This window comes from Limosilactobacillus secaliphilus (assembly GCF_001437055.1).
Lineage (GTDB): Bacteria > Bacillota > Bacilli > Lactobacillales > Lactobacillaceae > Limosilactobacillus > Limosilactobacillus secaliphilus.
On record NZ_JQBW01000009.1, the window covers coordinates 201,005 to 217,056 of the forward strand.

16 protein-coding genes are annotated in these 16,052 nt (G+C 47.9%); 13 read left to right on the plus strand and 3 right to left on the minus strand.

The window, feature by feature from the left end; all coding sequences use genetic code 11:
• Positions 1 to 65: 65 nt before the first annotated feature.
• Positions 66 to 905, minus strand: coding sequence for a site-specific integrase (locus IV45_RS04620; RefSeq protein ID WP_057741119.1), 840 nt, complete (start codon positions 903 to 905; stop codon positions 66 to 68).
• 113 nt (positions 906 to 1,018) lie between these two features.
• Between IV45_RS04620 and IV45_RS04625 the strand changes: the two genes are divergently transcribed.
• The 4 genes from IV45_RS04625 to IV45_RS04640 are packed head-to-tail and all read left to right on the plus strand — an operon-like array spanning position 1,019 to position 5,652.
• The gene (locus tag IV45_RS04625; RefSeq protein WP_057741120.1) at positions 1,019 to 2,239 is read left to right on the plus strand and encodes a CCA tRNA nucleotidyltransferase; all 1,221 of its coding nucleotides are present in this window, start codon (positions 1,019 to 1,021) and stop codon (positions 2,237 to 2,239) included.
• Entirely contained in the window at positions 2,239 to 4,146 is a 1,908-nt protein-coding gene (locus IV45_RS04630) for an ABC-F family ATP-binding cassette domain-containing protein (RefSeq protein ID WP_057741122.1), read from the plus strand. The genes IV45_RS04625 and IV45_RS04630 overlap by 1 nt, the downstream gene beginning before the upstream one ends.
• Positions 4,147 to 4,159: 13 nt before the next feature.
• Positions 4,160 to 5,122 (plus strand): thymidylate synthase, encoded by a 963-nt coding sequence (locus IV45_RS04635; protein ID WP_057741123.1) that lies wholly within the window; start codon positions 4,160 to 4,162, stop codon positions 5,120 to 5,122.
• An 11-nt stretch (positions 5,123 to 5,133) separates the two neighbouring features.
• Entirely contained in the window at positions 5,134 to 5,652 is a 519-nt protein-coding gene (locus IV45_RS04640; protein ID WP_057741125.1) for a dihydrofolate reductase, read from the plus strand.
• Here IV45_RS04640 and trhA read toward each other — a convergent pair.
• Complete coding sequence (gene trhA, locus IV45_RS04645; protein ID WP_057741126.1) at positions 5,617 to 6,273, minus strand: PAQR family membrane homeostasis protein TrhA; 657 nt, start codon at positions 6,271 to 6,273, stop codon at positions 5,617 to 5,619. The two genes, IV45_RS04640 and trhA, sit on opposite strands and share 36 nt — an antisense overlap.
• A gap of 163 nt (positions 6,274 to 6,436) precedes the next feature.
• Here trhA and IV45_RS04650 point away from each other — a divergent pair, with 163 nt between their 5' ends.
• The 9 genes from IV45_RS04650 to xerC all read left to right on the plus strand — a co-directional run bounded on the left by IV45_RS04650 (position 6,437) and on the right by xerC (position 15,205).
• Positions 6,437 to 7,279: a DegV family protein gene (locus tag IV45_RS04650; RefSeq protein WP_057741128.1), complete on the plus strand. Its 843-nt coding sequence runs from the start codon at positions 6,437 to 6,439 to the stop codon at positions 7,277 to 7,279.
• 59 nt (positions 7,280 to 7,338) lie between these two features.
• Entirely contained in the window at positions 7,339 to 8,244 is a 906-nt protein-coding gene (locus tag IV45_RS04655) for an SGNH/GDSL hydrolase family protein (RefSeq protein WP_057741130.1), read from the plus strand.
• 13 nt (positions 8,245 to 8,257) lie between these two features.
• Positions 8,258 to 8,857, plus strand: coding sequence for a YpmS family protein (locus tag IV45_RS04660; protein WP_057741131.1), 600 nt, complete (start codon positions 8,258 to 8,260; stop codon positions 8,855 to 8,857).
• Between the two features lie 2 nt (positions 8,858 to 8,859).
• Entirely contained in the window at positions 8,860 to 9,084 is a 225-nt protein-coding gene (locus IV45_RS04665; RefSeq protein WP_057741133.1) for a YozE family protein, read from the plus strand.
• Between the two features lie 9 nt (positions 9,085 to 9,093).
• On the plus strand, positions 9,094 to 9,966 hold the full coding sequence (gene ylqF, locus IV45_RS04670) for a ribosome biogenesis GTPase YlqF (protein WP_057741136.1): 873 nt from the start codon (positions 9,094 to 9,096) through the stop codon (positions 9,964 to 9,966).
• The gene (locus tag IV45_RS04675) at positions 9,959 to 10,726 is read left to right on the plus strand and encodes a ribonuclease HII (RefSeq protein WP_057741137.1); all 768 of its coding nucleotides are present in this window, start codon (positions 9,959 to 9,961) and stop codon (positions 10,724 to 10,726) included. Before ylqF ends, IV45_RS04675 begins: the two co-directional genes overlap by 8 nt.
• Before the next feature lie 52 nt (positions 10,727 to 10,778).
• Positions 10,779 to 11,645: a DNA-processing protein DprA gene (dprA, locus tag IV45_RS04680; protein ID WP_057741139.1), complete on the plus strand. Its 867-nt coding sequence runs from the start codon at positions 10,779 to 10,781 to the stop codon at positions 11,643 to 11,645.
• A 102-nt stretch (positions 11,646 to 11,747) separates the two neighbouring features.
• Positions 11,748 to 13,898: a type I DNA topoisomerase gene (gene topA, locus IV45_RS04685; protein WP_057741140.1), complete on the plus strand. Its 2,151-nt coding sequence runs from the start codon at positions 11,748 to 11,750 to the stop codon at positions 13,896 to 13,898.
• 404 nt (positions 13,899 to 14,302) lie between these two features.
• A complete protein-coding gene (gene xerC / locus IV45_RS04690; RefSeq protein ID WP_057741224.1) occupies positions 14,303 to 15,205 on the plus strand; it encodes a tyrosine recombinase XerC in 903 nt (300 codons plus the stop codon).
• A gap of 122 nt (positions 15,206 to 15,327) precedes the next feature.
• On the opposite strand, the gene plsY is transcribed toward xerC, so the two are convergent.
• A complete protein-coding gene (gene plsY, locus IV45_RS04695; RefSeq protein ID WP_057741142.1) occupies positions 15,328 to 15,945 on the minus strand; it encodes a glycerol-3-phosphate 1-O-acyltransferase PlsY in 618 nt (205 codons plus the stop codon).
• Between the last annotated feature and the right edge of the window lie 107 nt (positions 15,946 to 16,052).

The window sequence follows — 16,052 nt, forward strand, 5'->3', positions numbered from 1 at the left end:
AAGGTCCCAGCGTTTGGTGATGCCAAATGTTGGGGCCTATTTGTGTCATCTGTTACGCTAATCGTTTAATTTTCGTGGTCATAAGCTGCCTGTTTTAGTAAGAGGCGGCGGTAATAGAGCAAAGAACTGGGGTCTAAACGAAGGGTCGACATCAAGCGATTATCACTATCATCGGGATGGGACTGCAGGAAGGCTAAGATATATGAACGGTGCAAGACCTGGGGATTGATGTTAAAGCCCAAGTAGGAGCGGTCATGTTGTAAATACTTGTGCAATGCCGGAGCCGTCAAACGAGGATGGTCAGGGTTATAGCGCTGTTTTAAAAACAGGTCATGACACTTTTGTCTTGCCTGTAAGGGTTGGATGAACGAAGTAAAAGACTGCTTAAACTGCCGTTCTGACTCCGTTTTCAGGTAAAGCTGCTGGAACTCACGATAAAAACCGGCTTGAAGAAATTCTTGACTGGTATAGCCATGGGCGCACAAAAGCAAGGTGAGCCGGGTGTAAGGATGAACCGCATCGTCTTTTAAAATCAGGTCCAGTTTATTCAGCCATTCTTGGGATGCGGCGGTCTTTTTCTCCTGTGCCTGGCCGTGCAAGGGGAGCGTCGGCAGTTGATTGCTGGCGCCATGGGTAAAGAGAAACTGAAAGTAGCGATTGAGTTGGGAGAGGAGCTTGTTATAGGTCCGATCATTTAAGCGCTTGTGGGCCCGCAAATAGTCGACGTATTGACGGAGATCGTTGGTCGTGACGGTATTAATATCGATGGGGCCTTCATTATGGTTAGCGGCTAAAAAGCTAAATAGTTGGCTGATGGTTTGATCGTAGTTGTGAATCGTAATTTTGGCGAGGCCTTCTTGCTGTAAGAAAACACGAAAGGCAGTTTGGAGTGGGTAGGTTGCCATTGTTTTTCCTCCTTAGGTTACAAGTAGATATTTACTTTAACTTTATCACAAACAACACGTCTGCCCAAAATTTGTTAAAATAAGACAGTAATTCAATCAGTGGGGATGAAAAAATGCAATTAACCAACTTGCCAGCTATTTTTGAGCCTGCGCGGCCCGTTTTGCAGCAGATCGAAAATGCCGGCTATGAGGCATACTTTGTCGGTGGTTGTGTGCGCGACACTATCTTAGGTGACCATATTCATGATATTGACATCGCGACCAGCGCCTATCCGAGTGAGATTAAGCAGATCTTTAAACGGACGGTCGATACCGGAATTGAACACGGCACCGTCATGATTCTGGACCATGGTGAAGGCTACGAGACGACGACTTTTCGAACCGAAAGCGGCTATCAAGATTTCCGCCGTCCTGACAAGGTCACCTTTGTTCGTTCGTTAAGTGAGGATCTCAAACGCCGTGATTTCACGATTAATGCGCTCGCGATGAAGGAAAATGGCCAGGTTATCGATCTTTTCGATGGCCTTAGTGACCTGAAGAAGCGACTGATCAAGGCGGTTGGTGATCCGGAAGCGCGTTTCCACGAAGACGCCTTGCGTATGATGCGGGCAGTCCGTTTCGCCAGCAAGCTCGATTTTGCAATTGATCCGGCCACAGTAACCGGCATTCAAGATAATGCCAGTTTGCTAGAGAAAATTGCCGTTGAACGAACGCAAGTCGAAATGGAGAAATTGTTACTGGGGCAAAACCCGCCGCGGGGACTCAAGGCGATGATCAACACAGGTCTTTACCAGTATTGTCCTGATTTGAGCGATCATGAGGCTGGCTTGCAACGACTGGCCCAATGTACTCACTGGCCATTGACCACGAACAAGGCTGCTTGGGGCGCTTTACTTTTTGCTATTGGTATTTCGGCCAAGCAAAGCAGTCGTTTCTTGCGTGATTGGAAGTTGTCCAACGATTTGATTAGTGCCGAAAGAGCCATTCTGATCTTTTTAAAGTGCGCCGTTGATCAGAAAGTTACTGCTTGGGACCTTTTTGAATGTGGTCAGAATAACTTGGACGCAGCGAGTGAAATTGCTTTGTTATTTGACTTTGACCAAGGCGAAGTAAAGAGCTGGCATGATCAGTATCAACAGCTGGCCATTCACGACCGCCATGAATTGGCAATTAACGGTGGTCAACTGTTGAAGAACACGTCGTTAACACCAGGACCAAAGATGGGTAAGATACTAGACCGCCTATTAAGAGACGTTGTTGCGGGAAAAGTCGCGAACTCAGCACCAGCGCTATTGAAATACAGTGAACAGTTAATCAATCAAGGGGACTTATAATGCAAACATTACGCGCAGATAATTTGACCAGTATTTATGGTGAAAAAACGCTTTTTAAGAATGTTTCGGTGATCGTTAACGAAAACGACCGGATTGGGCTCATCGGGGTCAACGGGAGCGGTAAAACGTCGCTGTTAAATGTCCTATCTGGAGAAACCAGTGCGGACAGCGGTGAAATCACCAAGCCGAATGATTATACGATCGGCTATTTGAAGCAAAAACCGGTTTTGGATCCCAACAAGACCATCATGGATGCGGTCTTTTCCGGTGACCAACTCATATTTGCGACCATCCGTAAGTATGAAGAAGCCCTCCAAGCTTTTAGCGACCATCCAGAGGACAATAAAGCCGCGGATCAGTTCACCAAGATGCAAGGCATTATGGATCAACAAGACCTCTGGGATGCTGATAGCCAAGTGAAAACGATCCTCACCCAGCTGAAAATCAATGATTGGCAGCAAAAGATCGGGACGCTCTCTGGGGGTCAACAAAAACGGGTCGGCCTGGCGCAAGTCCTGATCCAACACCCTGACTTATTGTTGTTGGACGAACCGACCAACCAGTTGGACATCTCCTCGATCGAATGGTTGCAGACCTTCTTGAATGGCTATCGTGGAGCGGTGATTGTAATCACTCATGACCGTTATTTCTTGGATCAAGTCACTAACCATATTTGGGAATTGTCTTTCGGTACGCTTTACCACTACGACGGCAACTACCAAGATTTCCTGCAACAGAAGGCCGAACGAGAAGAATTGGCCACGGAGGCGGAACGCAAGCGGCAAGCCTTGTACAAGAAGGAACTGGCCTGGATGCGCCATGGTGCAAAGGCTCGTTCGACCAAGCAAAAGGGACGGATCAACCGTTTCAACGAGCTGAAGGGTCAGGTTGGCAAGCTGCAAACTGAAGGCAACGTTGAAATTAACCTTGGTTCGACGCGTCTAGGTAAGGATGTCATCAATGTCAAGGATGCGAATTTAGCATTTGGCAAGCACCAGATTCTGAAGGACTTTAATTGGCTGGTCCAACCAGGCGACCGAATCGGCATTTCCGGTGAGAATGGGGCCGGGAAGACCACTCTGTTGAACGTGATTGCTGGCCACCAAAAACTGGATAGCGGTGTGATCAAAATTGGTGAGACCGTTAAAATCGGTTATTACACCCAACAAACCGAACCGATTGATGACAGTAAACGAGTAATCAACTACTTGACTGACGTTGCGGATACCGTTAAAACGGCGAGCGGAGAAAAGATTAGCGTCACCAACCTGCTGGAACAATTCCTCTTCCCGCGCTTCATGCACGGCACGCTGATTCGTAAATTGTCTGGTGGTGAGAAGCGGCGGTTGTACCTCCTGAAGATCTTGATGCAACAGCCAAATGTACTGCTATTGGACGAACCGACGAACGACTTGGATATCAACACGCTGGAAGTTCTGGAAGACTACCTGGATGACTTTGATGGGACCGTCATCACGGTTTCCCACGACCGTTACTTCCTCAACCGGGTGGCGGACTCGCTCTTGATTTTCAAGGGTAATGGCGTCATTCAGCCATATACTGGTCTCTTCACCGACTATCTGAAACAAAGTGAGCAGCAAGCTAAGTCGGCTAAAACGCAGGAGAAGAATAGCAAGAAGGCTGAGCAACCGAAGCCAGCAGCTAGTTCGACCCAGTCAACGAAGAAGAAAACCAAGCTAACTTATGCTGAACAATTGGAATTCAACCATTTGGACGATGATCTGGACAAACTGGATGCCCAGCAGAAGGATTTGGAGAGTCAAATGGCTGCCAACGGTGATAACTACGTGAAGTTGGCGGAATTGCAAAAGAAGCTCAATTCGGTCCAGAAGCAGGTTGATGAAAAGACCAAGCGCTGGGAATACTTGTCGAATTTTGTCGATTAATAAGGAGAAGAACATGGTGATTAACGAAAACGAACAACAATACCTTGATTTAGCGCGTTATGTCCTCGAAAACGGCCATTATAAGGACGATCGAACGGGTACCGGTACACGGTCAGTCTTTGGCTACCAGATGCGCTTTGACCTCAGCAAGGGTTTTCCCATCCTGACGACCAAGAAAGTGGCCTTTGGCTTGGTTAAGAGCGAATTACTCTGGTTTTTGCGTGGTGATACCAATATCCGTTTCTTACTGCAGCACCACAACCATATCTGGGATGAATGGGCGTTTAAGAAGTGGGTCGAAAGTGACGAATATAAGGGCCCTGATATGACCGACTTTGGCCATCGGCGGCTGACTGATCCGGCCTTCAAGGAACAGTATGTCAAAGAACATAAATTATTCTGCCAGCGGATCCTGGATAATGACGAATTTGCCAAGAAGTATGGTGATCTAGGCCTGGTATATGGTAGCCAATGGCGGCACTGGAAGACGAGCAAGGGCGAAAGCATCGACCAACTCCACAACGTCATTGAAACGATCAAACACAATCCCGATTCTCGGCGCATGATTGTGTCCGCCTGGAATCCGGAAGACGTGCCTTCGATGGCGCTGCCGCCTTGCCACACTTTGTTCCAATTCTACGTTAATGATGGCAAATTAAGTTGTCAGCTTTACCAACGTTCGGCCGACATTTTTCTGGGTGTGCCGTTCAACATTGTCTCCTATGCCTTACTGACGCACTTGGTGGCCAAAGAGTGTGGCTTAGAGGCTGGTGATTTTGTTCACACCTTGGGAGACGCCCACATCTATAGCAATCATATTCAGCAGATTAAAGAACAACTGATGCGTCCAGTTCACCCAGCACCGCACTTGATTTTGCCTGACGAAGCTAAACCGGTTGATCAATATCAGATGGATGACATCAAGCTCGATGACTATCAACACGAGGGACCAATCAAGGCTCCAGTGGCTGTCTAAGGGTGGTTGGTATGACGAAAATTGCATTTGTCTATGCTGAAGATGAGGCTGGCTGGATTGGCGTAAATCAAAAGCTGCCTTGGCATATTGCCGAAGATCTAAAGCACTTTAAGCAAGTTACCATGGGTCACCCTGTGATCATGGGCCGCAAGACTTTTGACTCGATTGGTCGGCCGCTACCCAAACGAACCAATGTGGTGATTAGTCGATCCAGTAAACCGCTGGATTCGGTCGTGCTGGTTCATTCCGTCCCTGAATTATTGGGCTGGATGAAACAGGCAGACGAGGAAGAACCGTATATGGTCATTGGTGGCGCTCAGATTTTTCGCGCGCTGATCCCTTATGTCAACGTTCTTTATCGGACGGTTGTTGCTGGTGACCATCACGGTGACACCAAAATGCCGGCCATCGATCTGACGAATTGGACCCTGGTCAATAAAAAAGCGGGATCGAAGAACGATTCCGCTAATGCTTATTGGTTTGAGAAGTGGGTCTTAAACGAAGAACAGGATGGAGAAGTACATCAATAAAGTACCGACCATCACGAAGACATGCCAAATCAGGTGGGTGTATTTACCAGGCATGCTGTAAAGCACAGCACCCATCGTAAAGACAATACCCCCAGCTAAGAGCAGGAGGAATCCGGTTGGCTGCAGGTGGTTCCATAACGGCCAAAAGGCAACCAGGCAGATCCAGCCCATGATAACGTACACGACGGTTGACCACCAGTTGGTCCGGTCGATCCAGATACTCTTGTAGATGATCCCGCCAATGGCACAGGCCCATTCGATACCGAAAATCGTCCAGCCCAACCAGCCTCTAATGCAGACCAGGCAGTAAGGCGTGTACGTTGCCGCAATCAGCATGTAAATCATCGCATGGTCGAAGATGCGAAAAACCTTGCGGGCACGGGTGAAGACCAGGCTATGGTAGAGGGTAGATGCGAGGTAGAAGAGGATCAAAACGCTGCCGTAAATGGTGAAAGTCACGATCCGCATTGCCCCGCCACGGTGGACGGCCTGAATAATCAATATTACTAACCCCGCAATGGAAAGGGCTGCCCCTAAGCCATGCGTAATGGCGTTACCAACTTCGATTGCAATTCGTGATGCAGTCGGGTGATTAAGTTTCTTGTATTGTCCTTGTGCCATTAGACGCGATTCTCCTTTCATTCATGAAATCTATAAAAAGTTTTGGTATACTAGTTGCAGTTTAAAACAATGAGCTGTGTTCAATTTATATTGATATGAGATCATCTAGTTTTAATAACTAGATACATTATACCAAAATGCTCAGGAAGTGTGGTAAAAATCCATGTCAAAAATTAAAATTGTTTGCGATTCCTCCGCTGGTTTAACTGAAGAGGAAATCAAAAAATATGATATTACCATCGTTCCATTGACGGTGATGATTGATGGGACCGTCTATACTGAGCGGGAAACCATCACAAATGCTGAATTCCCCGACTTGATGAAAGCCGCTAAGAGCTTGCCAAAGACGTCTCAGCCACCGATTGGTAAGTTTGTGGAAGCATTTGACCGCTTGGGTAAAGACGGCAGTGAGGTTCTCTGTGTGACGATGATGGCTTCAATTAGCGGCACCGTTCACGCAGCTGAACAGGCGGCTTCAATGACTGACACCAAAGTCACTGTGATTGATAGTCACGAAACTGACCGGGCCATGGCCTTTCAGATCATTGCCGCTGCTAAAGTGATCGAAAACGGCGGTAGTATGGACGACGCCATTGCCAAAATGAAAGAAGTTTACAGCCACACTAAACTGTTTTTGGCCATCGATAAATTGGACAACCTGGTTGCCGGTGGTCGGGTCAGCAAGTTTGCCGGAACCTTATCCAACCTGTTAAACATTAAAGTGATGCTGGAAATTAAGAACGGTGAAATTCACATCGCTTCAAAGGGCCGTGGGATTAAGTCGATTCATCGTGAATGGGATAAGATCCTGAAGCAGATGAAGGAAGGTCCAAAGGTTTTGGCGATTGGAATTTCCGACGTGCAGGCCGATCAGGAAGTTAAACGTCTTTACGATCGTTTGCATGAGCTGTTCCCGGACGTGAAGATCGTTGTGCGTGAGACCGTTCCGATCATTGCCACGCACACTGGCATAGGCGCAAATAGCCTTCATTATTACACTGAATAATTCAAAGGCTGGGTTTTCTTCTCAGCCTTTTTCGTTTAAACAGAAAGGCGGAGATTTTGATGAAACATGTTTGGAAATGGCTCTTACTGCTGTTGGTGTTGATCTCCGCTCTTGGTGGTGCTTATTATTACCATCAACACACGGCCAGTCAGGCGTCCCAACCAACCAAAGTCGTTAAGAAACACGTCCGCCTAGTGGCCATTGGCGATTCACTGACTTACGGCCAGGGTGACGAAAAGGAGCAGGGCGGTTATGTTGGCCAGATCAAGCCGGCCCTCGAAAAAGAGTATTCAACCAAGGTTAGTACTTGGAATTACGGGGTCAGTGGCGACCGCTCTGATCAAATTTTGAAGCGCCTCAATAATCAACCAAAAATGCGGCAAAACCTCAAACAGGCCGACGTGATTGTGATGACGGTGGGCGGAAATGACTTGATGCAGAAGCTCCAAGTCAATCTTTTATCGTCTTCCAGCGATGTGAACGATAACGTGGCAGCGGCAAGAAAGACCTATCAAAAGAAGTTGAAGACCTTGTTTACTGCCGTGCGTCAACAAAATTCGCATGCCCCTATCTTCTTGTTTAGCATTTACAACCCGGTCTACACATATTTTCCGCAGGTTTCCGTCATTAATGAGTCGATTGAAAAATGGAACCAGACGAGCCAAGCGACCGTCAAGGAATTTAAGCCGGCTTACTTTGTCAATATTGACCACTTGATGTCTTATGGCCAGTACAAGACTGAACACAAACGGGCCGAGTTGAAGAAGACCTCAAAGGAAGTCAACCAAACCTCGATCAGCCAAAAGCAGGTGGTCTCAATCATGAATCACCGAGAGAAGAATCTGAACGAATACATTTCGACTGACGACAATTTTCACCCGAACCACCATGGTTACCAACAAATGACCAAGGCACTACTGAAGCAAATGAAGCAACACGATTCCTTCATGTACGAAGAGAAGTAAAGGAGGGCAGCGCATGAAGACAAGCAAAAACAGTCATAATCCATGGAAATGGGCCTTCTTTTCCTTGCTGACGGTCGTGGTTGTGGCAGTTGGCGTGATTTTTTATAAAGCAACGGCGCCGACAAACGTTCCCAGCCAGCAAGAAGCCTATTCTGCAGCTGATACGTCAGTTGCGGTGACTCTCGACCGTCGTCAGGTGAACGCGCTCTCCAGAAACTACTTGGACCGTTTCCTGAAGGACGACAAGGTTAAGTACCGCTTCTTCGTCGGTAATAAGTATGCGACGGTGATCGGTAAGACCCATTTTCTTGGCGCAAAGGTGCAGTTTGCGCTGAACTTCATTCCCAAGCGCTTGTCCAACGGGAACGTTTTGCTGCAAACAAAGGGCTTATCAGTTGGTCGGCTCAATCTACCGGTCAAGTTTGTCTTGAGTTACATCAAAGCTAATTACAAGCTGCCCAACTGGGTCTATGTCAACCAGAAAAAGAAGACAATTACTCTGGATCTGAACCGTTACAGCAAGCAGCATTCCCTTCACTACTCTGCCCAAGAGCTCAACATGGAGAAGGGTGAATTTAAGTTCTTGATCACTATTCCTAAAGGAGGCAAGTAAACATGCATCGTGAGAGTTTCTATCATTATCTGATGACCCAGCGCCAGCCTGATCATCCGACTGATATTGAGCAATTTGCTAACAATGCCTTTTTTGATACCACGTTTCCCAAACAATCCCAAGATTTTGATGAGATTTCCAAATATCTGGAAGAAACGGCCGATTATTTGCCTTCAATGACAATTTTCGATGAGGCGTGGCAGAAATACTTGGACAAAATGAATTAGGAGGCAAACATGGCAATGATTCAATGGTTTCCTGGGCACATGGCCAAGGCTTTGCGCCAAATTAGGGAGCAAATGCATTTAGTGGATATCGTCTTTGAATTAGTTGACGCACGGGTGCCATACTCAACACAAAACCCGGAAATTGCCCGCGCAATGGGCGATAAGCCACACTTATTGATTTTGACGAAGACGGACCTCGCTGATCCAGCAGTGACCAAGGAATGGCTGGCCTACTTTAAAGCTCATCAGCAACCCGTTCTGGCCCTTGACTCACGTGATCATCAGGTCAGCAAAACGGTTAGCCAGGCGGCAGCAAAAATCCTGCGTCCACAAGCGGCCAAAGAGCAAGAAAAGGGCTTGCGCAGACGGGCAATGCGGGCGATGTGTGTTGGGGTGCCAAATGTTGGTAAGTCAACCTTGCTGAACCATTTGGTCAAGAAGAATGTTGCCAGCACCGGTAACCGCCCTGGCGTAACTACTGGCCAGCAGTGGTTGCGGTCAGGCAAAAATTTGGAATTGCTAGATACACCCGGCGTCTTGTGGCCAAAGTTTTCTTCCGAACGGCAAGGAAACCTGCTGGCCCTCACTGGGGCAATTCGGGATGGTATTTATGCAAAGGATGATGTGGCACTGTTTGCCCTGGATTACCTGCGTAGACACCGCTTAAACGAATTGCAGAAGCGTTATCGGTTGACTGATGACCAAGTTGATGAAGACGTTAAAAATCCTGACCTTTTGCTGACAATGACGGCAAAGATGGGCTTTCGGGACGACTATGAACGTGGCAGTGACCGGTTAATCTGGGACCTGCGCAAGGGCAAATTAGGGACTATTTCCTTAGAAACCCCCGCTGATATCGAACGAGACGAAGACCATGAATAAACAATTGACAATCAAAGAAATCAACACTCGTTTAAAGGGCATTCAGTCCGCCACTGACCCGTTTTTACAATCACTAGCTAGCGATGGACGAAAAGGTGTTCAGAATGCCGTTAAGCGCTGTTTACGGCGGCTGGAGCGGTTAAAGCAAGCCCAGCAAGCCTTTCATCACCGTTTTCTTTATGAGAACGCGCTTTGGCAAAGTGGCAATCAGTACGTTGCCGGCATTGACGAAGTGGGTCGGGGACCGCTTGCCGGGCCCGTTGTCGCCTGTGCGGTCGTCCTAGATTCGTCTTTTGACCTGCTCGGGGTCACGGATTCAAAAATGTTGACGCGGCATGAGCGTGAGCAGCTGTATCTGAAAATTGTTGATGAAGCCGTTGAGGTCAGCATCGGCGTTCGTTCGGCACAAGAGATTGATCGGGTGAATGTGTTAGAGGCCGACAAAGAAGCGATGACTGATGCCGTAAAGGCCTTGCGTCACCGACCGAGCCACTTGATTATCGATGCAGTCAAGCTTAACTACCCGCTGCCCCAAACAACTTTGATTAAGGGAGATCAAAAGAGTATTAGTGTGGCGGCTGCTAGCATTGTTGCCAAAGAATACCGGGACCATTTAATGGCTGATTATGACCGCCTGTATCCGCAATATGGCTTTCGTGAAAACATGGGCTATGGTACCAAGCAGCACTTGCAGGCGCTCGCTAAAGATGGACCGTGTCCGATTCACCGCCGTACTTTTGCGCCGGTTGATCGATACTAAAAAATGCAAATCATTTCCTTCTACGTTTATAGAATGTAGGGGGACTTTTTTTATGCTTGAAGAAGATTTTTTACGACGACTCCACATTTGTCCGCACATGGGTTTAGTCACTAAATACCGGCTTTGGCAAACGGCGACTCACTATCATGAATTTAACAACCGGCTTTTCTTGAGCCAGGAAGCCCACTTGACGCCCAAAACGGCGAATTATTTTATTCAACATTTCGTTGATCCAGAATTGGATGACTTGCTGAACCAGAACAAGGAGATGGCAACGATCACCATTTTGGATCCAGACTATCCGCTTAGTCTCAAGGAATGCTTCTGTCCGCCTCTGCTTTTGTACTATCAAGGGCACCGAGAACTATTAGCAGGTCGGAAATTAGCGGTGGTGGGGGCTCGCAACATGACTGCCTATGGGCAAAATGCGTTGAAAAAGCTTTTACCAGAAGTGATTGATCAAGGAATTACGGTAGTGAGTGGTTTGGCGCGTGGAATTGATGGTGCTTCACATCGTCTGACGCTAACTCACGGTGGCAAGACAATCGCCGTGATCGGCAACGGATTAAACCGTATCTATCCGCACGAAAATGCTGACCTGCAGATGGCAATCAAAAAGAATGGCTTAATCCTCTCCGAATACCCACTCGATTCGCGGCCGTTGCCATTTCATTTTCCCGAACGTAATCGAATCATTGCTGGGCTGAGTGCTGCCTGCTTAGTGGTGGAAGCCCGGCAGAAGAGTGGGAGTCTGATTACCGCCAACATCGCTGTTCAAGAAAATCGTAACGTTCTGGCGGTACCAGGCTCAATTCTGCAGCCGCTCTCTAAAGGTTGTAATGAACTAATTGCTGAGGGTGCGCGTCCTGCTTTAACCCCTGAGGACATTATCGAAGAGCTGGCATCCTGTCGCGTCTGAACGGCTTCGTCTGGTCCAAAATTCTTTCGTCTTGATTTGACAGCAACCAAAAAATGGCTTATTAATATGAAAGAACAAACCAAACAAGATAGGAGCCGTACAGTGGCAACTAAAACAAGTAAAAAATCAACAACTAAAAAGACTACAAGTACTAAGAAAACAACGACGAGGAAACGGACCCGGACTAACCGTAAAAAGCTAGTCATTGTGGAATCGCCGTCGAAGGCAAAAACGATTGGCCGCTACTTGGGCCGGACTTACAAGGTCGTGGCCAGCCTCGGGCATGTGCGTGACCTGCCTAAGAGCCGCATGGGGGTTGAAATCGATAATGACTACAAGCCGGATTACATCACCATCCGCGGTAAGGGTGACGTGATCAAGGAACTACGCAAAGATGCGAAGAATGCCAAAGCCATCTATTTGGCATCCGACCCCGACCGTGAAGGTGAAGCCATTGCCTGGCATGTTTCCAATCTCTTGAAGATGGATGATAAGGAAAAGAATCGGGTAACATTCAACGAAATCACCAAAGATGCGGTCAAGGAAGCCTTCAAGGAACCACGGACCATCAACATGGACCTGGTCGATGCCCAACAAGCACGGCGGGTTTTGGACCGCTTGGTTGGTTATTCGATCAGTCCAATTCTGTGGCGGAAGGTCAAGAAGGGCCTCAGTGCCGGTCGTGTCCAATCGGTTGCGTTGAACTTGATCATTCAGCGGGAAAAGGAAATCCGCAACTTCAAGCCTGAAGAGTATTGGAGTATCGATGCTGAATTCCAGAAGGGCCGCTCAGAGCGGTTCAAGGCGTCCTTCTATGGTGAAAACAATAAGAAGGTTGCTTTACATAATAACCAAGATGTGCAGCGCATTTTGGCCAAGATTGACCGTCAGCATCCGTTTAACATCGACAAGGTTGACCGAAAGGAACGCCGTCGTCAGCCACAACCACCGTTCACGACGTCGACTATGCAGCAGGTAGCCAACCGGCGTTTGAACTTCCGGACGCGGAAGACAATGATGGCCGCCCAACAGCTTTATGAAGGGATCAACATTGGCAAAGGGGCCGCGGTTGGTTTAATCACTTATATGCGTACTGATTCGACGCGAATTGCCGGCATTGCTAAGCATGAAGCCTCCAAGTTCATTCACGAGAAATACGGGGGTCAATACGCCGCAATTAAGCCGGTAAAGGGCAAGTTGCCGGAAGGGGCACAGGATGCCCATGAAGCAATTCGGCCGACCTCAGTTTATCGGACACCGGCAGAAATGAAACAGTATCTGACTAACGATCAGTACAAGCTGTACAGCCTTATTTGGAGCCGTTTCGTTGCCAGTCAGATGACGCCTGAAATCATTGATACGATGACGGTTACCATTACGCAAAACGGGGTTAATTTCCGGGCTAATGGATCCAAGGTTAAGTTTGCCGGTTTCACGAAGGTTTACAAGCGCAGTCAGGACAAAGACAATCTTTTGCCTGACTTAGCTGAAGGCGACCAGGTTAAGATGGTCAGCGATAATTCGGCCCAGCACTTCACTCAACCACCGGCTCGTTACACTGAAGCTGCCTTAGTCAAGACTCTAGAAGAAAATGGTGTTGGTCGGCCATCAACGTACGCACCGACCTTGGATACCATTCAACGGCGCTATTACGTTCGTTTAGTTTCTCGCCACTTTGAACCGACTGAACTCGGTGAAGTGGTCAACGCCTTGATCGAGAAGCAATTCCCACAAATCGCCAATGCCAAATTCACGGCCGACGTTGAAGCCGACCTCGATAACATTGAAGAAGGCAAGAAAAAGTGGGTCAAGGTCGTTGATGACTTCTATCAGCCATTCAGCAAGGAAGTTTCCAAGGCTGAAGAACAAGTCGAAAAGGTGCAGATGCAAGATCAACTGGCAGGGATTAACTGTGATATTTGTGGTGCGCCAATGGTGGTTAAGATGGGCCGGTATGGCAAGTTCTATGCCTGCTCACGGTTCCCAGACTGCCGCAACACGAAGGCCATCGTGAAGGACACCGGAATTGTTTGTCCGAAATGTGGCAAAGGCACGGTTGTTGAACGGAAGTCACGCAAGAATCGTGTCTTCTACGGCTGCTCACGTTACCCTGACTGTGACTTTGTTTCCTGGGATAAGCCAATCGGCCGCAACTGCCCAAAGGATGGCCACTTCTTGGTCGAAAAGAATGTTAAGGGTGGCAAGCAGGTCGTTTGTCCGAATGGTGATTATGAAGAACCAGTTCAAAAATAAGCACGAGACCATCGAGCTTTAACGATTGATCACAAAAAAGGAGGGCTGCTAGTAGTAAACGTTACTGGCAGCCCTCATCGTATCTGGGAGGTGAATTCATGCAAGAACGATTGAAACAGGAATTGATCGCGGTGATGACTAAGGGAAAAATTGACCAGAAGCGCCAGCAAGCCTTATTAGCCGCTGCCAACCAGGTGGAGCAGACCTTTTCTTCGACCACGAGTTTTCCGGGGTGGGACAAGTTTTCGAGCAACGATTTTGCGGCCTTTTTGAGCTTGAAGCAGCAGGGTAACCAATCGCCTGACCAGCTGGCAGCTCTGTTAACCCAATTGGATCAATTTGGCAGTGTGCTTCAAGATGCCCAGCTCACGACTGAAAATCCGTTTGACCTAGCAAACCTGTTCATGATTTATTTGTCATCCGAACGGCAATTGTCACCGGCCACCAGTAAGGGCTATCACAACGATTTGAAGATGATTCGGCGCTATCTGGTTCAGACCGGTGACTGGCATGGCTGGCTGAAGATGGACCGACTGGATTTAGAAAAATATTTGGCCCATCAGAATCAAACCCACCGTGCCCGGACGACGATTAGCCGGGAATTAGCGAGCATCCGCAATTTCTTTGATTTCTTGCTCACTAACCACCTGGTAAAAGACAATCCATTTGCTGAAATTCACTTGAAAACGCGCCCACGCGAGCTGCCCCGTTACTTTTACGAGCCTGAAATGAAGGCCTTGTTCAAAGCCGCCGATGGTCAGGGACGGCCGCTCGACTTTCGCAACCGGGCCATCTTAGAATTGCTCTATGCAACCGGAATGCGGGTCAGTGAATGTTCGCAGCTCAAACAGGCGCAAATTAACTGGGACCTGTCCTTGATCCTGATTCATGGGAAGGGCGATAAGGAGCGTTACGTGCCCTTTGGCAAATACGCAAAGCGGGCGGTGAAAAACTACCTAACCAACTGTCGAGAACCACTGATGGCTAAATACGGTGAACACCACGACTACTTGTTTATCAACCATTACGGCAAGCCAATCACGTCCACGGGAATTGAATATATCCTGAACCGAGGCATTCAGGTCAGTTCCGTTAATTCGTCCATCCACCCCCACATGTTGCGACACAGTTTTGCCACCGCCATGCTGGATAACGGCGCCGACATTCGGACGGTCCAGGAGTTGTTGGGCCACGCTAGTTTGTCGACCACCCAGATCTACACGCACGTGACGCGGGAGAACCTGCAGCAATCATATGCCAAGTATTTTCCACGGGCAAAACGCGATGAAGATGAAAAGCAAAATTGATTTCAGTCATTGCCGTTAAGAGCACTGATTAATTCGATGAATTACACAAAAAGGCTTCAACATTCGGTAAATGCCGAACGCTGAAGTCTTTTAGTTCTTAGGCCAATAAAAGCCGTTATTAATTAATGGGATTGGTGTCTCTTCCGCAGGTATTGGCCCAAACCAAAGGAAACCATTGATTCTTTGCCATGAATTATGCGGTTGATGTTAGACCGGTGACGGTAAATAACTAGTAACGACAACAATCCCGCAATCCAGGCCAAGATCGTGTCATGGATGAAGAGGGAGATGAAGAACATCGAACTGATCCCAATGATACTGGCACAGCTGGCCATGCTAGTCAGATAAAGCGTTGAAACAAAAATAGTGGCTGCTACCGCAAACAAACCAGGATTGTAAGCTAACAGGATCCCTGCGCTAGTCGCAACCGCCTTACCACCATGAAAGTGGTCGAAAATTGAAACAGTGTGACCAATCGAAGCAAAGAGACCGATTAATAAGGGGTTGACAGCAACGTGGAAGAAGTATGGCTGACTAGCGGCGAGCGTCCCCTTGAGGATGTCCATCACTAAAACAACCGTTCCTGCTTTTACCCCGAGCACCCGGTAAGTATTGGTAGTCCCAATGTTGCCGCTGCCTTCTTTTCTGATGTCGCGGTGGTAAAAAATTTTACCGATCCATAAACCAGAAGGGATTGATCCCAGAAGGTAGGCAACTATAATCATGAATACGTATATCATGCAAAAACTCCTAAATAAATTCACGGAGTAATGATAGCACTGATTGCTTGTGCTGACTAGCCTCGTTTGCACCATCCGCGATTTTCGAGTAACATTGTTTTGTCATG